Below are 19,249 nucleotides of genomic sequence, written 5' to 3' on the forward strand. Positions count from 1 at the left end.
TGCTGGGTTTATATACAGTTTACTGCCCGTAATAGGCCTTCGCACCGTGCTTGCGCAGGTAATGCTTATCCAGCAGGGTTTGCTGCATATCCGGCAGCTGCGGCGCCAGCTGGCGACAGAAGATCCCCATATAGGCGACCTCTTCGAGCACGATGGCGTTATGCACCGCGTCTTCTGCGTTTTTACCCCAGGCAAACGGGCCGTGGGAGTGCACCAGCACGCCGGGCATTTGCGCCGCGTCGATCCCCTGTTTCTCAAAGGTTTCGACAATCACGTTCCCCGTTTCCCACTCGTACTCACCGTTAATCTCAGCATCGGTCATCAGACGCGTGCAGGGAATGGTGCCGTAAAAGTAGTCCGCGTGGGTGGTGCCGGTCGCCGGGATGGACTGGCCCGCCTGCGCCCAGATGGTGGCGTGGCGCGAATGGGTATGCACGATGCCGCCGATGGTCGGGAATGACCGATACAGCAGGCGGTGAGTCGGCGTATCGGAGGACGGTTTTTTCTTACCTTCGACCACTTCGCCGGTCTCAAGGCTGACAACGACCATATCGTCTGCGGTCATCACCGTGTAATCCACGCCGGAAGGCTTAATCACGAACACGCCTTTTTCGCGGTCAACGGCGCTGACGTTGCCCCATGTCAGGGTGACCAGATTATGTTTCGGCAGCGCCAGGTTGGCTTCGAGCACCTGACGTTTGAGATCGTCTAACATCGTTATCTCCCTGCCCGGTGAGCGTAGCGTCACCGGGCATTCCGTACTTAGCGTTTTGAACCGTAATAGACTTCGTTCCAGCGCAGCGCGTCTTTGAAGGCGGGCAGGCGGGTATCGTTATCAATCACGGTCAGCTCGATGTCGTGCAGCTCGGCGAACTGACGCATGTCGTTCAGATCCAGCGCGTGGCTGAACACCGTGTGGTGCGCGCCGCCGGCCAGGATCCAGGCCTCTGAGGCGGTTGGCAGGTCAGGCTGTGCTTTCCACAGGGCGTTGGCGACCGGCAGTTTCGGCAGGGAGTGCGGCGTTTCAACCGCATCGACGCAGTTCACCAGCAGGCGGAAGCGATCGCCCAGGTCGATCAGGCTGGCGTTGATGGCCGGGCCCGTACGGGTGTTGAAGATCAGACGCGCCGGATCGGCTTTGCCGCCGATGCCGAGGTACTGCACGTCGAGGATCGGTTTCTCTTCCACGGCGATCGTCGGGCACACTTCCAGCATGTGCGAGCCGAGCACCAGGTCGTTGCCGTTTTCGAAGTGATAGGTGTAGTCCTCCATAAAGGAGGTGCCGCCCTGCAGACCGGTCGACATCACCTTCATGATGCGAAGCAGAGCGGCAGTTTTCCAGTCGCCTTCGCCCGCAAAGCCGTAGCCCTGCTGCATCAGACGTTGTACCGCCAGGCCCGGCAGCTGTTTCAGGCCGTGGAGGTCTTCAAAGGTAGTGGTAAAGGCGTGGAAGCCGCCCTGTTCCAGGAAGCGCTTCATGCCCAGCTCGATGCGCGCCGCGTCCAGCACGTTCTGACGCTTGTCGCCGTTGATTTGTGCCGCAGGCGTCAGGCGGTAGCTGCTTTCGTACTCGTCCACCAAAGCGCTCACGTCGCCGTCGCTGATTTCATTCACCACCTGCACCAGGTCGCCCACGGCCCAGGTGTTCACGGAGAAGCCGAACTTGATCTGCGCGGCCACTTTGTCGCCGTCCGTGACCGCCACTTCACGCATGTTGTCGCCGAAACGCACCACTTTCAGATGGCGGGTATCCTGCTTAGAGACCGCCTGACGCATCCAGGAGCCGATACGCTGTTGCGCCTTGCCATCCTGCCAGTGGCCGGTGACCACCGCGTGCTGCTGGCGCATACGCGCGCCGATGAAGCCGAACTCGCGGCCGCCGTGCGCGGTCTGGTTCAGGTTCATAAAGTCCATGTCGATGCTGTCCCACGGCAGGGAGGCGTTGAACTGGGTATGGAACTGCAGCAGCGGTTTGTTGAGGATAGACAGGCCGTTGATCCACATTTTGGCGGGTGAGAAGGTGTGCAGCCACACCACCAGACCGGCGCATTTATCGTCGTAGTTGGCGTCGCGGCAGATGTGGGTAATTTCGTCAGGCGTCGTGCCCAGCGGTTTCAGCACCAGTTTGCACGGCAGTTTAGCTTCCGCGTTCAGCGCGTTAACGACGTGCTCCGCGTGTTTCGTCACCTGCTGCAGCGCTTCCGGTCCGTACAGATGCTGGCTGCCAATCACAAACCACACTTCATAGTTATTAAAAATGGTCATCATCGTGTCCTTAATGGGTCAGGGTTGCCGTAGTGTCCGCGGTGCTTTTGGCCGGGGCGGCGACAGGGAGATAGTGAAGTTCGGCGCTTTTTGCCCATTGCTGGTAGCGCTGATAAAGCTGTTCAAAGCGTTGCGCCTGCTGGGCACGCGGCTGAAGCGTGTTTTCGACGGCGCTCGCCATATGCTTCTGCGCGGTCGGAATGTCGGCGTGAACGCCTGCGGCCACGGCGGCGAAAATCGCCGCGCCCAGCGCGCAGCACTGATCGGAGGCCACAATCTGCAGCGGACGGTTCAGCACGTCGCAGCAGGCCTGCATGATCACCGGGTTTTTACGGGCGATGCCGCCCAGCGCCATCACGTTGTTGACGTCGATACCCTGCCCGGTGAAGCACTCCATAATGGCGCGGGCACCGAAGGCCGTTGCGGCAATCAAACCGCCGAACAGCGCAGGGGCGTCGGTCGCCAGGTTGAGATCCGCGATCACCCCTTTCAGACGCTGGTTGGCAAACGGCGTGCGGCGGCCGTTAAACCAGTCCAGCACCACCGGCAGGTGATCGAGAGACGGATTTTTTGCCCAGGCTTCGGTGAGCTGCGGCAGAAGCTGCTTTTTGCTGTCGGCTATATGGGTTTTCAGTTCAGGATGTGCCGCCGCCAGCTGGTCCAGCGGCCAGCCGAGCACGCGACCAAACCAGGCGTAAATATCGCCAAACGCGGACTGACCCGCTTCAAGACCGATGAAGTCCGGCACCACGCTGCCGTCAACCTGGCCGCAGATGCCTTTCACCGCCCGGTCGCCGACGGTGGCTTTATCTGCCGTCAGGATGTCGCAGGTGGAGGTCCCGATGACTTTGACCAGCGTGTTTGGCTGTGCGCCCGCGCCCACGGCGCCCATATGGCAGTCAAAGGCGCCGCCGGAGATGGCCACGTTCTGCGGCAGGCCGAGGCGCGTCGCCCACTCTTCGCAGAGGGTGCCGACGGGAATATCGGCGGTAAAGGTGTCGGTAAACAGCGGGTACGTCAGGCTCTTGTTGAGGATCGGGTCGAGCTCATCGAAGAACGCGGCCGGAGGCAGGCCGCCCCAGCTTTCGTGCCACAGGGATTTATGCCCGGCGCTGCAGCGGCCGCGGCGGATATCCTGCGGGCGAGTGGTGCCGGAGAGCAGGGCAGGCACCCAGTCGCACAGCTCAACCCATGACGCCGCAGCCTGTGCGACGGAGGCGTCGGCACGGGTGACGTGAAGGATCTTGGCCCAGAACCATTCGCTGGAGTAAATCCCGCCGATGTAGCGCGAGTAGTCTGTCTTGCCCGGCTGATGGCACAGGCGCGTAATGGCTTCGGCCTCTTCCACGGCGGTATGGTCTTTCCACAGCACGAACATGGCGTTCGGATTGTCGGCGAACTCCGGGCGCAGCGCCAGCACGCGGCCTTCGGCATCCACAGGGGCCGGCGTAGAGCCGGTGCTGTCGACGCCAATTCCGACAATCTCAGCCCGCTGGGCGTCAGTCAGTTCAGCGAGGACGGTTTTGATCGCCGCTTCCATCGACTCGATATAGTCACGCGGGTGGTGACGGAACTGGTTGTTCGGCGCATCACAGTAGCGCCCCTCTTGCCAGCGCGGGTACCACTCAACGCTGGTTGCTATCTCCTGGCCGGACGTACAGTCCACTGCCAGCGCGCGAACCGAATCGCTGCCAAAATCGAGGCCAATCGCAATTGCCATGGTGTTGCTCCATCGAAAAAACAGGTATGGAAGAACATTAGAGACTGGGGAAAAAAGTCGTCAGGCAGGATCCGCTAATCTTATGGACTAAATTGCTGTTACAACGGAAAGTGTGACGCCGTGCAAATATTCAATGTGGACATTTCTGCCGCACTTATAGACACTTTTGTTACTGGTTATCTGCCTGCTCTGGCGGAGAAATCAGGGGGAAAGGCTGAAACATGGCGGACGTAAAAGCGGCGTGATGCTTTTTGGATCTTTTCGCGGGCCATTTTAAAGCTGCTTTTAGTGATATGGACAATTGGTTTCCTTCAGGACCCTTGGGAGAACTGAATCTATGGCCGAAACGCAAAACGATCCCCTGCTGCCGGGATACTCGTTTAACGCGCACCTTGTGGCGGGACTGACCCCTATCGAGGCTGAGGGATACCTCGACTTTTACGTCGATCGACCGCTCGGCATGAAAGGGTATATCCTCAACCTGACCGTGCGAGGGGAAGGGATCATCAAGAACGGTGACCAGCAGTTTGTCTGCCGCCCCGGCGATATCCTGCTGTTCCCGCCGGGGGAGATCCACCACTATGGCCGTCATCCGGATGCCAAAGAGTGGTATCACCAGTGGGTCTATTTCCGTCCACGCGCCTACTGGCAGGAGTGGCTTTCGTGGCCCGCCATTTTTGCGCATACCGGTTTTTATCGCCCGGATGAGGTTCATCTGGCGCAGTTTCGCGAGCTTTTTGCGCAGATTATCGAGGCGGGACAGGCCGGTGGTCGCTACGCCGAACTGCTGGCGATTAACCTGCTTGAACAGCTGCTGCTGCGACGGATGGAGGCGATTAACGAGTCGCTTAATCCCCCGCTGGACAACCGCGTGCGCGACGCCTGCCAGTACATCAGCGACCACCTGGCCGATAGCCAGTTTGATATCGCCAGCGTTGCTCAGCACGTCTGCCTGTCGCCGTCGCGTCTGTCGCATCTGTTCCGCCAGCAGCTGGGCGTCAGCGTATTGAGCTGGCGCGAGGATCAGCGCATCAGCCAGGCAAAGCTGCTGCTCAGCACCACCCGGATGCCGATTGCCACCGTCGGACGCAACGTGGGCTTTGAGGATCAGCTCTATTTCTCCCGGGTATTTAAAAAATGCACCGGCGCCAGCCCGAGCGAATTCCGCGCGGGATGTGAATAAACGGTAAAAAAAGATAAACAAACAGGTGAATGCAGAAAGCAACCTGTAAACTATTCAGACAATTGTTGCCTTGACGCGGTGCGGGGCGCTAAGCAGAATCGCTGATTCGTTTTCTGACCGGAATAGTTATGCAGGCATTGCTGGAACACTTTATTACCCAGTCCGTTATGTACTCGCTCATCGCCGTGGCGCTGGTGGCGTTTCTGGAATCGCTGGCGCTGGTTGGGCTAATCCTGCCCGGCACCGTCATGATGGCCGGGCTTGGGGCGCTGATTGGCAGCGGCGAGGTCAATTTCTGGCAGGCGTGGCTGGCCGGGATTATCGGCTGCCTGCTCGGCGACTGGATCTCCTTCTGGCTGGGCTGGCGCTTTAAGAAGCCGCTGCACCGCTGGTCGTTCATGAAAAAGAACAAAGCCTTGCTGGATAAAACCGAGCATGCGCTGCATCAGCACAGCATGTTTACCATCCTCGTCGGCCGCTTTGTCGGGCCAACGCGTCCGCTGGTGCCGATGGTGGCGGGGATGCTGGATCTGCCCGTCGCGAAATTCGTGGTGCCGAACATTATCGGCTGCGTCTTCTGGCCGCCGTTCTACTTCCTGCCGGGGATTCTGGCCGGCGCGGCCATCGATATCCCTGACGGTATGCAAAGCGGTGAGTTTAAGTGGCTGCTGCTGGGTACGGCTGTGCTGCTGTGGCTGGCGGCATGGCTCTGCTGGCGGCTGTGGCGCAGTGGGAAAGCCAGCGTCGATCGCCTGACGCGCTATCTTCCGCGCTCTCGCCTTTTGTGGCTGGCCCCGCTGACGCTTGGCGTGGCTGTGGTGGCGCTGGTCGCGCTGATTCGCCACCCGCTGATGCCGGTGTACGGCGAGATTTTATTGAAAGTGGTGAGCCGTTAACGACGATTTCCCTCTCCCCGTGGGAGAGGGCCAGGGTGAGGGCATCAGACCGCACGAATGCCCAACAGTGAAGACGCCCCCGCCTTACCGCTCAGCAGTTCTTCTGTTTTTCCATCCCACAAAATACGCCCTTCGGCAATCACCACCGATCGCGGGGCGATGCGGGCAGCATCCTCAATACTGTGTGAAACCATCAGCATCGTCAGCTGCTGGCGCTGACAGACGTCCTGCACCAGGGCGAGCATCTCCAGGCGCAGCGCGGGATCGAGCGCCGAGAACGGCTCATCCAGCAGCAGGATCGGCTGCTCGCGGACAAGACATCGCGCCAGCGCCACGCGCTGACGCTGGCCGCCGGAAAGCTCGCCCGGCAGCCTGTCGATGAACTGGTTGATCCCCATCTGGGCGGCAATGATCTCCAGCTTCTGGCGCTGGGCATCGTTCAGCCTGAGTCCCGGATGCATCCCCAGCGCGATGTTTTGCCGCACCGTCAGATGGGTAAACAGGTTGTTTTCCTGAAACAGCATTGAGACCGGACGTTTTGCAGGCGGCGTGTGGGTATGATCGTGATTGTTAATGACGATCGCGCCGCTTGCCGGCTGCAGAAAACCCGCAATCAGATTAAGCAGCGTGCTTTTTCCCGCGCCGCTTGGACCAAGCACGGCGATTATCTCCCCCTGGCGCACGGAGAGCGTGAAGCGCATCGGCAGATGCTGGTAAAGCCAGGTTACATCAGTCAGTTTTAACATCACGCCCCGGAAGTTTTTCGATAACGGTAAATAAGGCAAAGCACAGCAGCAGCAGTAACAGCGCGGTGACCGCGCCGTCCTGACTGCGATAAGAGCCGATCTGCTGATAGAGCCAGTATGGCAGCGTGCGGAAATCTTCATTGCCAAAGAGAGCCACCACGCCAAAATCCCCAATCGACAGCACGCAGGCAAACGCCAGCGCCTGCGCCAGCGGACGTTTTAGCGCGCGCAGTTCCACCACCTTCAGCCGCTGCCAGCCCTGCATGCCCAGCGACTGGCACAGCAAACCGTAGCGGCTGTTGACGTCGCGCATCGGGTTTTCCAGCACTTTGAGCGCGTAAGGAATGGCCATCAGGGCGTTGGTGAAAATCACAATGCCATCGGCCCTTTCCGGCAGGCCGACGGTGCTGTTGAACAGTAAAAAGAAGCCCGTCGCCAGTACGATGCCCGGCATCGCCAGAATCAGCATGCCCGTCAGCTCCAGCGCCTGCCCGGCCTTTTGGGCCTGCCGGGCATAGAGTTCACGGCTGCTCCACAGCAGCATCATGGTCAGCACGACGCACAGTAACCCTGCCGCCAGCGCGATACGTAGCGAGGTCCAGGTCGCCTGCCAGAGGATGGGCTGTTGCAGGACGGACATGAGATTGAGGTTCAGTCCGTCAACGATAACGGCCATCAGCGGCGGCAGCAGAAGCAGGAGCGCCAGCGCGATCAGGATAAAATCGGTAACGCGGCTGTGCAGGCTGTCCTGCGGGTCGCGCCAGCCGGTTATTTGATTACTGCCAGCAGGAATGGCTTTACTCAGCCGCTGGCTCAACAGCACCAGCACAAGGCAGCACGCCATCTGCACCATCGCCAGCAGCGCGGCGCGACCGGGATCGTAGTCGTAACTCAGCGCCTGGTAAATCGCCAGCTCAATGGTGGTGGCCTGCGGCCCGCCGCCGAGCGACAGCACGGTGGCAAAGCTGGCAAAGCAGAGCATAAAGATTAACGCCGCGACGGGCGGGATCTGGCGGCGCAGCCACGGCCATTCGACAAAGCGGAAGAATGAAACGCCGCGCATGCCGAGCTGGGCGGCAATCTGACGCTGTTCGCCGGGAATGTTTTCCAGCGCCTGCAAGAAGAGGCGCGTTGCCATCGGCATATTGAAAAACACGTGCGCGAGCAGAATGCCCTGCAATCCGTAAGGAGAGAATGACCATTCCAGACCAAGCTGGCCGAACAGCGAAGCCAGCCAGCCCTGGCGACCGTAAACGCTGAGGATGCCAAATACCGCCACCAGCACGGGCAGGATCAGCGTCATGGCGCACAGGCGCAGCAGTGCCAGCCTGCCGGGGAAACGCCGGCGATACAGGGCGCGCGCAAGAAAAATAGCCGGGAGCACCGACAGCAGGGCTGAGAGAGACGCCTGCCAGAAGGAGAAACGGATAACGTGCCAGAGGTAGCTGTCGTGCCAGAGGGCGAGCAGGTCGCTCTCTGGCGCGTTGAACCACAGTGCAAGAAAAGCCCCCAGGCTGACCGCCACCATCACTGTGGCGGCGAGCAGCCCGGGAAGTAACCAGCCGGGAATCAACGGCTGACGGCGCGTTGCCATTCACTTACCCATGCTGCACGCTGCGCGGCGACCTGCTGCGGCGTAAACTCCAGCGAGGTTTTTGGTTTGGTCAGCTGCTCGAAACCTGCGGGCAGCGCAACGTTCGTGACCGGATACATCCAGTTGCCTGCGGGAATCGCATTCTGGAACGCCGGTGAAACCATAAACTTCAGGAACTTCTCGGCCAGCTCCGGCTGTTTGCTGGCGGCGGTACGCGCGGCGACTTCCACCTGCAGATAATGCCCTTCAGCAAAATCAGCGGCAGCATAGTTATCTTTCTTCTCGGCGATAATGTGGTAGGCCGGAGAGGTGGTGTAGCTCAGCACCAGGTCGCTTTCGCCTTTCAGGAACAGGCCATAGGCTTCGCTCCAGCCCTTGGTCACGGTGACGGTTTTGGCGGCCAGTTTCTGCCACGCTTCCGGCGCTTTATCCCCGTAAACCTTTTGCATCCAAAGCAGCAGGCCCAGGCCTGGCGTACTGGTGCGCGGATCTTCATAAATCACGCGCCATTTCTGGTCACTCTCAACCAGTTCTTTCAGGCTCTTCGGCGGGTTTTTCAGCTTATTTTTGTCGTAAACAAAAGCAAAGTAGCCATAGTCGAACGGCACAAAGGTGTCGTTTTTCCAGCCGCCCGGCACGTTAACGGCATCTGCCGCGACGCCGCTTTTGGCAAACAGTTTGGTTTGCGAGGCGGCCTCCAGCAGGTTGTTATCCAGCCCGAGCACTACGTCGGCCTTGCTGTTTTTCCCTTCCATGCGCAGACGGTTGAGCAGCGATACGCCATCTTCCAGCGCCACGAACTTCAGCTCGCAGTTACAGTCAGCTTCGAAGGCTTTTTTAACCACCGGGCCAGGGCCCCAGTCGGCAGAGAAGGAGTCATAGGTGTAGACCGTCAGGACGGGCTTCGCAAAAGCAGGCAGCGCAAACAGCGCCAGCAGGGGGAGAACTTTTTTTAACACTTTGCACCTCAAGGTTGAGTGGCAAAGGATTTTGAGAGACAGCCTCAAATCCCTTCGCCGGCGTTATCCGGATCAGGTTCGACGGGTATTATCTCAGCGCACATCTGTGATGCAGCACCCCGTTGAGAACGGCGCTATTGTAATGATTTGGTGAATATTACGAAAGCGTTATGGCTCCGGCGGCGCAAACCAGGCGGATTTAAAATCAAACCAGCCCAGGGTGTTCATCCGCAGGCCGCGCATGCTGCGCTGGCCCTGGATCATCAGCCAGTGGTGGATCAAGGGTACGATCGCCTGCTCGGCCAGAAGCTGCTGGCACCACGCTGCAAGATTCATTTCGCCCGCGCGCCACAGGGCGGCATCCTGCTGCCAGTCACGGTCGATGCAGTGCTGGATCAGCGGGACTTCATACAGATGCGAGAAAAGCGAAAAATCGAGCGGCAGGGTAAAGTTGGCGCTGTTGAGCCAGATATCACTGGCGATCTCCCCCTGATGCCATTCGTCATAGTCCACTTCCCTGACCTCTAACGTGACCCCCTCGGCTGCCAGCAGCCGGGTCATGATTCTGGCGATAAAACGATGCTCCACGTGTTCGCGGTAGTAGGTCAGGGTGATGGACTCCAGCCCTGCGGGTTTGTCGCAGTGCACCGGGCGGGCGTGGTGCCAGCGCGGAAGCAGGCCGTACGCCGGGAACCAGTATGTCTGGTACTGCTCTTCCGCATGGTAAATCAGATTGGAAGGGGACAAAACGTGGCTAACCCACTTGCGGACGGCCTGGTTTGCCCCACGGTGGGTGCGGCGGTCAAACAGGAGATAGTAACACCCTTCCTCGAGGCGACTCTCCACGGCTTTTTCTCCCGTGGTGGGGCCTTCCAGCGTCAGCCCGCAGCTCAGGTCTTCATTGAGATCCGGCAATACCCAGACGTTCACTTCGTCGATGAGCGCCCGATAGCCAAAGTAGTCGTCGAACGCGCGGATTTTCAGCTGATTGCTGTTATTGCGGGACACGGAGTAAGGCCCGGTGCCAATCGGCAGGCTGGCAAAATTGTTCATTGATTCCCACTCGCCGGGCAAAATCATCGACGGCACGTAGCCCAGCAGCCAGGGAAGCCACTTATCCTGTTGCGACAGCTCAATATCCAGCGTCCAGGCCGTGGGCGAGTGGATGCGGGAGATATGCGAGTAGAGCGGTAGCCTGCGGGCACGTTCCAGGGAGGCGATGACGTCGTGCATTTCCAGCTCGCGGCCGTGGTGAAAGTGGATGCCGGGGCGTAAAAAGAAGCGCCAGTGGCGCGGGGAAAGTTGCTGCCAGTGATGCGCGATATCCGCCTCCAGTTCCCCGTTTTCCTCATTTATCCGCGTCAGGCCGCTGAAGATTTGCCGGGCCATATGCGTTTCTGAGCGGCGTAAGGCCGTGCCGGGCAACAGATTTTTCATCGGACGGTAGTAGAGCACCCGCAGAATGTGGCGGCCCTGACGAAAGCTGCGCCCGAGATGGGAAACCAGCATCTGGCGCACGGCGGCTTTGTCGCCAACCAGCTGTACCAGCTGATCGATGCGGTCCTGCTCGAGCAGATCTTCCGCGCGCTGCTGCTGCAGCGCCAGCCCGGTATAGAGGAAGGTCAGCCGCGAACGTTTGCCGCGTCCCGCCTCCGCTTCCCAGCTTAACCAGCCCTGCTGCTGCATGGTGTTGAGCAGCGTGCGCATATGGCGGCGGGAGCAGCTAAGCAGGTCAGCCAGCTCGTTGAGCGTAGTCTCCTGAGATTGCCCCTCGCAGCACTGCCAGAGGCGGATAAACTGTTGTTGCAGACGACCGGAAGGCATAAAAGGGGAACTCCTGACAAAAAACCAGCAATTTATTTATCCCTATATTAGGCCAATAATTCTCCCCGATGAAGCGAGGAGGTAAATTATGAAGAGGTCTACCGCACGTCAGTTCTATCAGCAGTACTTTTCAGCGACAAAAGGATCGTCCTGGCTGGCCCGCCGGTGTGCAGAGCAACGGCTGAAAACGTTAGAAGAATTGATGCAGTGGGACGTTACCACACCGACCTCTTCCCGCTAACTCGCCTCGATCATGTGTGACTGAGTATTGGTGCTTATCACCCGCCAGCAAAATGTTTTTGCTGGCTTTTTTCGTTTACTATTCACCCAATTTCGATTCGCTTTCACAAGGACTTGCGCATGCTCTGGTTGATGACGATGGGGCGACGCCTGAACGGCGTGTATGCCGCTTTTATGCTGGTGGCCTTTATGATGGGCGTGGCGGGGGCGCTGCAGGCGCCGACGCTGAGCCTGTTTCTCAGCCGCGAGGTGGGGGCGCAGCCGTTTTGGGTCGGCCTGTTTTACACCGTTAACGCCATTGCCGGGATCCTGGTCAGCCTCGCGCTGGCGAAACGATCGGACAGCCAGGGCGATCGCCGCAGGCTGATCCTCTTTTGCTGCGCCATGGCCGTGGGCAACGCGCTGCTCTTTGCCTTCAACCGTCATTATCTGACGCTTATTACCTGCGGCGTGCTGCTGGCGTCGCTGGCGAACACCGCCATGCCGCAGCTGTTCGCGCTGGCCCGTGAATACGCGGATAACTCGGCGCGTGAAGTGGTGATGTTCAGCTCGGTGATGCGCGCCCAGCTTTCGCTGGCGTGGGTCATTGGTCCGCCGCTGGCCTTCATGCTGGCGTTGAACTACGGCTTTACCACCATGTTTTCCATCGCCGCCGGGATTTTTGTCATCAGCCTGGCGCTGATTGCCTTCGCGCTGCCGTCCGTGGCGCGCGTCGAACAGACGACGGATAAACCTGTCACCGAGGTGAGCGGCTGGCAGGACAAAAACGTCCGCATGCTGTTTATTGCCTCCACGCTGATGTGGACCTGCAACACCATGTACATCATCGATATGCCGCTGTGGATCAGCAGCGATCTGGGCCTGCCGGACAAGCTCGCGGGGATCTTAATGGGAACTGCCGCCGGGCTGGAAATTCCGGCAATGATTCTGGCGGGTTACTACGTTAAGCGCTTTGGAAAGCGCAGGATGATGATTGTCGCCGTGGCGGCCGGGGTGCTGTTCTACGCGGGGCTGATCCTTTTCCATTCGCGGGAAGCGTTGCTGGCGCTGCAGCTGTTTAACGCCGTGTTTATTGGGATTGTTGCCGGGATCGGCATGCTCTGGTTTCAGGATCTCATGCCCGGTCGTGCCGGCTCGGCGACCACGCTTTTTACCAACAGCATTTCAACCGGGGTGATTCTGGCGGGCGTGATTCAGGGGGCGCTGGCGCAAAGCTACGGGCATGCGTCTGTCTACTGGATGATTGCGGCGCTATCCGTCGTGACGCTTCTGCTGACCTGCCGCGTAAAAGACGTGTGATCGGATGAACGAAACGGAACCCGGGAACGCCGGGCTCTGTGAACCGTTTTATTCTGAATACTGATATTTACGCTGCGCGCGTAGCGTCAGGTACATATGAACGAGGCCCATGAAGCCGTGTGCCCAGAAATATGTCTCAATAAAGACCGTCAGGAATTTATGCAAATCCAAGACGGATTCCGCGACGGACGAAACCGGCCCGAGCGTGGCGTTCAGCACGAACCAGGCCGCGCCGCAGAGTGCAACGCCCAGCAGCGCCAGCACGCCCAGACCTTGCACCGTTGCTGCCATACCGCCGGCATGCGCGTCAGGAAGCTGACGCTGCGCGAGGGTGCGAATATCGTCAACAATTCCGCGAAAATCCAGCGCCAGCCAGGCGAAGTAATACTTAAATCCGCGCTGGGTTAACATCCATGCCATCATGGCAATGCCACAAAAAATTAAACCAAATCCGCAGATAACATGGATCCAGGTGACAATTCCGTTCAGACCGGATTCATGGAGGGCTTCACTTTCGGTGAAATTAGAATTGATAATCTGGGCGAGGACCAGTAAGGCCACAAGAATGTGCAGTATGCGAAGAAAAGGCGTTTCTTTATGGGGAAGCGTATCGCGCAATGTTGGTTTCATCGCTTTTTACCTCAAAAATGAGAGAGCTGATGCGATGCAGTGTGACGCAGATTAATTAACGAAACCTTAACGGTCGGGTGCGTCACGCTGTATTTATGCGTTCCGGTTAGTGGGCAGGATCAATATGCGTCATCACGTTCAGCACATTGAATTTTTGCATCACGTTATTTCTGGCATTCACGGCAATCTGATGTCCTTCTTTTACGCTTAATTCGCCGTTCACTTCAAGATGGACATCGACAAGGGCTAAATCGCCCATCTTGCGTGTTTTTAAATCATGGAGTCCGGTGACGCCCTCGGTTGCGAGAAGACACGTTTTGATGTCGTGCTCCAGCTCGGGCTCAAGCGAACGGTCCATCAGATCGTGCAGGGCATCGGCAGCAAATTTGTAACCCATATGGGCGATGAACACTCCGACAATCAGGGCCGCAATGAGGTCCATCGCGTGAAAGCCCACTAAATTCCCGGCAATGCCGATGGCGACAACCACTGACGACGCTGCGTCAGAACGGGCATGCCAGGCATTGGCTATCAGCAGCGAGGACTGAATACGTTTTCCCGTGGCAAACATGTATCTGAACAAGCTTTCCTTTACCACCAGCGCCAGAATCGCCACCCACAGCGCGGCCCCTTTCACCAGCTGATGCGTCTCGGGGTGAAGCAGTTTATTGCCTGCGGACCAGAGCATCCCTACCCCCACAAGCAGCAGAATAGCGCCAATAATGAGCTTTGCACCGTTTTCGAAACGCAGATGACCGTAATGATGATCGATATCAGAGGCTTTCTGGCTCTTTTTATTCGCAACCAGAACGACAAAGTCGGAGGATAAATCGGAAAGAGAATGAATCCCATCAGCAATTAAACCTTGTGAACCGGAGAATATCCCTGCAACTATCTGAAAGGCGGTGAGTAAACTATTTATTATTACGCTCACTAATGTGCATTTATGTATTTCCCGAGAACGGATATGAGACTCATTGCCATTTTTCTTTTCCATGATTATTTCCGCTGCCAGCTGATTGAGCGGTTATTCTGCGCAGGAAACATTAAATTGACATTAAATATAACGTCATTATTGGCTGGGTTGGGCAGTATTTACAGAAGAAGGGGCGGGTATCGGGATAAAACGCGGCCTGCAGAATGGACTGCAGGCCGGAGGGTTATTTCATAAATGCAGGTTGTTTGTTTTCGTAAGTGGCAATCGCCGCGTCGTGCTGGAGAGTTAAACCAATGCTGTCCAGACCGTTAAGCATGCAGTGACGGCGGAACGCATCAATGCTGAAGCTGTAGGTCTTATCCCCGGCTTTCACCACTTCTGCTTCCAGATCCACTTCAAACGAAATGCCCGGATTCGCCTTAACCAGCGCGAACAACTTATCGACCTGTTCATCGCTCAGCGTGACGGGCAGCAGCTGGTTGTTGAAGCTGTTACCGTAAAAAATATCCGCGAAGCTTGGGGCAATGACCACTTTAAAACCGTAGTCGGTGAGCGCCCACGGCGCGTGTTCACGGGATGAGCCGCAGCCAAAGTTTTCGCGTGCCAGCAAAATGGAGGCGCCTTTGTATTCCGGGAAGTTCAGAACGAATTCCGGATTAGGCACTTCTCCCTTATCGTCCAGGAAACGCCAGTCGTTAAACAGATGTGCGCCGAAACCGGTACGCGTCACTTTCTGCAGAAACTGTTTTGGAATAATAGCGTCAGTATCGACGTTAGCGGCGTCCAGCGGGACAACTCGGCCCGTATGTTGGGTAAATTTCTCTGCCATGATTGTCTCCTTATTTCAGGCTGCGAATATCGGCGAAATGGCCGGTGACTGCCGCAGCGGCGGCCATTGCCGGGCTGACCAGATGGGTGCGCCCACCGCGGCCCTGACGGCCTTCAAAGTTACGGTTGCTGGTGGAGGCGCAGCGCTCGCCCGGATTCAGGCGATCGTTGTTCATGGCCAGACACATGGAGCAGCCGGGCAGACGCCACTCGAAGCCCGCTTCGATAAAGATCTTATCCAGACCTTCGGCTTCCGCCTGGGCTTTCACCGGGCCGGAGCCAGGTACTACCAGCGCCTGCACGCCTGGCGCCACTTTGCGGCCTTTGGCAATCTCGGCTGCGGCACGCAAATCTTCGATACGGGAGTTGGTGCAGGAACCGATAAAGACTTTATCAATGGCGACATCGGTCAACGGCACGCCGGGCTTCAGCCCCATGTAGGCCAGCGCTTTTTCCGCACTGGCGCGCTCGACCGGATCGGTAAAGGATGCCGGGTCCGGGATATTGTCGTTAACGGAAATCACCTGGCCCGGATTGGTGCCCCAGGTCACCTGAGGCGCAATCTCTTCTGCCTGCAGCGTGACGACGGTGTCAAAGGCTGCGCCATCGTCGGTTTTCAGGGTTTTCCAGTACGCTACCGCGTCGTCAAAATTCTGACCTTTCGGCGCGTGCAGACGACCCTTCACGTAGTTGAAGGTGGTTTCGTCCGGCGCGACCAGACCGGCTTTTGCGCCCATCTCAATCGCCATATTGCACAGGGTCATGCGCCCCTCCATGCTCAGTGCCTGGATGGCTTCGCCGCAGAACTCAACAACGTGACCGGTGCCGCCTGCGCTGCCGGTTTTACCGATGATGGCCAGCACGATGTCTTTTGCGGTAATACCCGGTGCGGCTTTACCCTTCACTTCGATCTTCATGGTTTTGGCGCGGCCCTGTTTCAGGGTCTGCGTTGCCAGCACATGTTCCACCTCGGAAGTGCCAATCCCGAACGCCAGGGCGCCAAACGCGCCGTGGGTCGCGGTATGGGAGTCACCGCAGACGATGGTCATGCCCGGCAGGGTGATCCCTTGCTCAGGCCCCATCACGTGGACGATGCCCTGATACGGATGGTTCAGGTCGTACAGCTCAACGCCAAACTCGTTGCAGTTCTTAATCAGCTCCTGCATCTGGATACGCGCCATCTCACCCGAGGCATTAATGTCTTTGGTCTGGGTGGAAACGTTGTGATCCATCGTCGCGAAGGTTTTACCCGGCTGGCGTACCGGACGCTTGTGCGCGCGCAGGCCGTCAAATGCCTGAGGAGAGGTCACTTCGTGCACCAGATGACGGTCAATGTACAGCAGCGGGGTTTCGTTCGGTGCCTCGTAAACAACGTGCGCATCAAACAACTTTTCATATAACGTCTTAGCCATGATTACACCCCTTCAGCGACATAGCGGGCAATGATGTCGCCCATTTCATCGGTACTGACTGCCGCCGTGCCGCGTGCTAAATCGCCGGTACGGACGCCTTCTTCTAACGCCCGGTTAATGGCGTTCTCAATTGCGGTTGCCGCCTCGCCTGCATCCAGGCTGTAGCGCAGCAGCAGGGCCAGGGAGAGGATCTGCGCAATCGGGTTGGCAATATTTTTGCCGGCAATATCCGGCGCGGAGCCGCCCGCAGGCTCGTACAGGCCAAAGCCTTCTTCATTCAGGCTTGCGGAGGGCAGCATGCCCATGGAGCCGGTGATCATCGCGCATTCGTCAGAGAGGATATCGCCGAACAGGTTGGAGCACAGCAGCACGTCAAACTGGGACGGATCTTTAATCAGCTGCATGGTCGCGTTGTCGATGTACATGTGCGACAGCGCGACGTCCGGGTACTGCTTAGCGACTTCGCTGACGATCTCGCGCCACAAAATGGAAGACTGCAGCACGTTCGCTTTATCAATGGAGGTCACTTTATGGCGGCGTTTGCGCGCCGACTCGAACGCGATGTGGGCGATACGTTCGATTTCGAAACGGTGATACACCTCGGTGTCGAACGCTTTCTCGTGTTGTCCGCTGCCTTCGCGTCCTTTTGGCTGACCGAAATAGATCCCGCCGGTCAGTTCACGCACGCACAGAATGTCGAAACCGTTGGCGGCGATATCCGCGCGCAGCGGGCAGAACTCTTCCAGACCCTGATACAGCTTCGCCGGACGCAGGTTGCTGAACAGTTTGAAATGTTTACGCAGCGGCAGCAGCGCGCCGCGTTCTGGCTGCTCTGCCGGCGGCAGGTGTTCCCATTTCGGGCCACCGACGGAACCAAACAGCACGGCATCAGCATTTTCGCAGCCTTCCACGGTCGCTTTTGGCAGCGGCGTACCGTGGTTATCAATCGCAATACCGCCCACGTCGTAGTGGCTGGTGGTGATTTTCATCGCAAAACGCGCGCGAACGGCTTCCAGTACTTTCAGCGCCTGTGCCATCACTTCCGGACCAATACCGTCGCCCGGCAACACAGCAATATGGTAATTCTTCGACATTACACGGTTTCCTTGTTGTTCTCTTTATTCTGAGCTTTGCGTTGCAACTCTTTTTCGACTTCGGCGGCGCGCCAGATGTTGTTCAGAACATGCACCATCGCTTTCGCGGAGGACTCAACGATATCGGTCGCCAGGCCCACGCCGTGGAAGCGGCGGCCATTGTGGGTAACAACAATGTCGACCTGACCCAGTGCATCTTTGCCGTGGCCCTTGGCCGTCAGGTCATATTTCACTAGCTCAACGTCGTACTCGGTGACGCGATTAATCGCCTGATAGATGGCATCGACAGGGCCGTTACCGTTAGCGGCCTCTGCTTTAATTTCATCGCCGCAGGCCAGTTTGACCGAGGCGGTGGCGATGTCGCTGGAGCCGGACTGCACGTTGAAGTAATCCAGACGGAAGTGCTCCGGCTCTTCCTGCTGCTTGTTAATAAAGGCCAGCGCTTCCAGGTCATAGTCGAACACCTGGCCTTTTTTGTCGGCCAGCTTCAGGAACGCGTCGTACAGCTGATCCATGTTGTAATCGCTGTCCTTATAACCCATCTCTTCCATACGGTGTTTAACCGCGGCGCGACCGGAACGGGAGGTCAGGTTCAGCTGTACTTGATTCAGGCCGATGGATTCCGGGGTCATGATTTCGTAGTTTTCACGATTCTTCAGGACGCCATCCTGGTGGATACCAGAGGAGTGCGCGAAGGCGCCGGTACCGACAATCGCTTTGTTAGCCGGAATGGGCATGTTGCAAATCTGACTGACGGTCTGGCTGGTGCGCCAGATTTCGTTGTGATTGATGCGGGTGTGCACGTCCATGATGTCTTTGCGCACTTTGATCGCCATGATCACTTCTTCCAGCGAACAGTTGCCCGCGCGTTCGCCGATACCGTTCATCGCGCCTTCTACCTGACGCGCGCCAGCGTGGACGGCGGCGATGGCATTGCCTACGGCCAGACCCAAATCATCGTGGGTGTGGACGGAGATAATTGCTTTATCAATATTCGGCACGCGGTCATACAGGCCGGTGATGATGTTGGAGAACTCAAACGGCATGGTGTAGCCGACGGTGTCCGGGATGTTGATGGTTTTCGCGCCCGCGTTGATGGCGGCTTCCACAACGCGCGCCAGGTCTTCGATTGGCGTACGGCCCGCATCTTCACAGGAGAACTCAACGTCATCGGTATAGTTGCGTGCGCGCTTAACCATGTAGACCGCGCGCTCAATCACCTCATCCAGCGTGCTGCGCAGCTTGGTTGCGATGTGCATAGGCGAGGTAGCAATAAAGGTGTGGATACGGAACGCTTCGGCGACCTTCAGCGACTCGGCGGCGACGTCGATGTCTTTCTCTACGCAGCGCGCCAGGGCACAGACGCGGCTGTTTTTAATGGTGCGAGCAATGGTCTGTACGGATTCGAAATCACCTGGGGAAGAGACAGGGAAACCGACCTCCATCACGTCAACACCCATACGTTCGAGAGCCAGCGCGATCTGCAGTTTCTCTTTTACACTCAGGCTTGCCTGTAATGCCTGTTCACCGTCACGTAAAGTTGTATCGAAAATAATGACTTGCTGGCTCATGGGTTAGGTCCTTGTCAGTCTTAGGGCGCCTTGCTACGAGCATAAAAAAAC

General features: G+C 57.9%; 17 protein-coding genes and 1 riboswitch. Of the genes, 4 read left to right on the forward strand and 13 right to left on the reverse strand.

What is annotated here, in order from left to right; all coding sequences use genetic code 11:
• Positions 1-19: 19 nt before the first annotated feature.
• The 3 genes from araD to araB are packed head-to-tail and all read right to left on the reverse strand — an operon-like array spanning position 20 to position 3,985.
• Positions 20-715: an L-ribulose-5-phosphate 4-epimerase gene (gene araD, locus EnteroDNA1_RS17470; RefSeq protein ID WP_039260840.1), complete on the reverse strand. Its 696-nt coding sequence runs from the start codon at positions 713-715 to the stop codon at positions 20-22.
• Between the two features lie 47 nt (positions 716-762).
• Positions 763-2,265 (reverse strand): L-arabinose isomerase, encoded by a 1,503-nt coding sequence (araA, locus tag EnteroDNA1_RS17475; RefSeq protein WP_023310371.1) that lies wholly within the window; start codon positions 2,263-2,265, stop codon positions 763-765.
• A 10-nt stretch (positions 2,266-2,275) separates the two neighbouring features.
• Positions 2,276-3,985, reverse strand: a complete 1,710-nt coding sequence (gene araB / locus EnteroDNA1_RS17480) for a ribulokinase (protein WP_069303659.1) — start codon at positions 3,983-3,985, stop codon at positions 2,276-2,278.
• 337 nt (positions 3,986-4,322) lie between these two features.
• On the opposite strand from araB, the gene araC reads away from it, so the two are divergent.
• Complete coding sequence (gene araC, locus EnteroDNA1_RS17485; protein WP_023310373.1) at positions 4,323-5,168, forward strand: arabinose operon transcriptional regulator AraC; 846 nt, start codon at positions 4,323-4,325, stop codon at positions 5,166-5,168.
• A 128-nt stretch (positions 5,169-5,296) separates the two neighbouring features.
• Complete coding sequence (locus EnteroDNA1_RS17490; protein WP_047060155.1) at positions 5,297-6,064, forward strand: DedA family protein; 768 nt, start codon at positions 5,297-5,299, stop codon at positions 6,062-6,064.
• A 44-nt stretch (positions 6,065-6,108) separates the two neighbouring features.
• On the opposite strand, the gene thiQ is transcribed toward EnteroDNA1_RS17490, so the two are convergent.
• From thiQ to sgrR, 4 genes are all read right to left on the reverse strand, one after another.
• Positions 6,109-6,810: a thiamine ABC transporter ATP-binding protein ThiQ gene (gene thiQ, locus EnteroDNA1_RS17495; RefSeq protein WP_069303660.1), complete on the reverse strand. Its 702-nt coding sequence runs from the start codon at positions 6,808-6,810 to the stop codon at positions 6,109-6,111.
• Entirely contained in the window at positions 6,794-8,404 is a 1,611-nt protein-coding gene (gene thiP / locus EnteroDNA1_RS17500) for a thiamine/thiamine pyrophosphate ABC transporter permease ThiP (protein ID WP_069303661.1), read from the reverse strand. The genes thiQ and thiP overlap by 17 nt, the downstream gene beginning before the upstream one ends.
• Positions 8,380-9,363: a thiamine ABC transporter substrate binding subunit gene (thiB, locus tag EnteroDNA1_RS17505; RefSeq protein WP_069303662.1), complete on the reverse strand. Its 984-nt coding sequence runs from the start codon at positions 9,361-9,363 to the stop codon at positions 8,380-8,382. The genes thiP and thiB overlap by 25 nt, the downstream gene beginning before the upstream one ends.
• Positions 9,364-9,394: 31 nt before the next feature.
• Positions 9,395-9,495, reverse strand: a riboswitch (TPP riboswitch).
• A gap of 36 nt (positions 9,496-9,531) precedes the next feature.
• Positions 9,532-11,187, reverse strand: coding sequence for an HTH-type transcriptional regulator SgrR (gene sgrR / locus EnteroDNA1_RS17510; RefSeq protein WP_033144620.1), 1,656 nt, complete (start codon positions 11,185-11,187; stop codon positions 9,532-9,534).
• An 88-nt stretch (positions 11,188-11,275) separates the two neighbouring features.
• On the opposite strand from sgrR, the gene sgrT reads away from it, so the two are divergent.
• The gene (gene sgrT, locus EnteroDNA1_RS17515; RefSeq protein ID WP_023334488.1) at positions 11,276-11,428 is read left to right on the forward strand and encodes a glucose uptake inhibitor SgrT; all 153 of its coding nucleotides are present in this window, start codon (positions 11,276-11,278) and stop codon (positions 11,426-11,428) included.
• 119 nt (positions 11,429-11,547) lie between these two features.
• A complete protein-coding gene (locus EnteroDNA1_RS17520) occupies positions 11,548-12,726 on the forward strand; it encodes a sugar efflux transporter (RefSeq protein WP_023310380.1) in 1,179 nt (392 codons plus the stop codon).
• A gap of 48 nt (positions 12,727-12,774) precedes the next feature.
• Here the strand turns inward: EnteroDNA1_RS17520 and EnteroDNA1_RS17525 are convergent, their stop codons facing one another.
• The 6 genes from EnteroDNA1_RS17525 to leuA form a co-directional block, all read right to left on the reverse strand.
• On the reverse strand, positions 12,775-13,356 hold the full coding sequence (locus tag EnteroDNA1_RS17525) for a cytochrome b/b6 domain-containing protein (protein WP_069303663.1): 582 nt from the start codon (positions 13,354-13,356) through the stop codon (positions 12,775-12,777).
• 106 nt (positions 13,357-13,462) lie between these two features.
• Positions 13,463-14,353 carry a cation diffusion facilitator family transporter gene (locus EnteroDNA1_RS17530; protein ID WP_069303664.1) on the reverse strand — a complete coding sequence of 297 codons (891 nt, stop codon included), beginning with the start codon at positions 14,351-14,353 and terminating at the stop codon, positions 13,463-13,465.
• A 163-nt stretch (positions 14,354-14,516) separates the two neighbouring features.
• The gene (gene leuD, locus EnteroDNA1_RS17535; RefSeq protein WP_069303665.1) at positions 14,517-15,122 is read right to left on the reverse strand and encodes a 3-isopropylmalate dehydratase small subunit; all 606 of its coding nucleotides are present in this window, start codon (positions 15,120-15,122) and stop codon (positions 14,517-14,519) included.
• Between the two features lie 10 nt (positions 15,123-15,132).
• Positions 15,133-16,533 (reverse strand): 3-isopropylmalate dehydratase large subunit, encoded by a 1,401-nt coding sequence (leuC, locus tag EnteroDNA1_RS17540; protein ID WP_033144624.1) that lies wholly within the window; start codon positions 16,531-16,533, stop codon positions 15,133-15,135.
• 2 nt (positions 16,534-16,535) lie between these two features.
• On the reverse strand, positions 16,536-17,627 hold the full coding sequence (gene leuB / locus EnteroDNA1_RS17545; protein WP_047060144.1) for a 3-isopropylmalate dehydrogenase: 1,092 nt from the start codon (positions 17,625-17,627) through the stop codon (positions 16,536-16,538).
• A complete protein-coding gene (leuA, locus tag EnteroDNA1_RS17550) occupies positions 17,627-19,198 on the reverse strand; it encodes a 2-isopropylmalate synthase (protein WP_029741222.1) in 1,572 nt (523 codons plus the stop codon). The genes leuB and leuA overlap by 1 nt, the downstream gene beginning before the upstream one ends.
• Positions 19,199-19,249 lie beyond the last annotated feature (51 nt).

It is taken from the genome of Enterobacter sp. HK169 (genome assembly GCF_001719105.1).
Taxonomy (GTDB): Bacteria; Pseudomonadota; Gammaproteobacteria; order Enterobacterales; family Enterobacteriaceae; genus Enterobacter; species Enterobacter asburiae_B.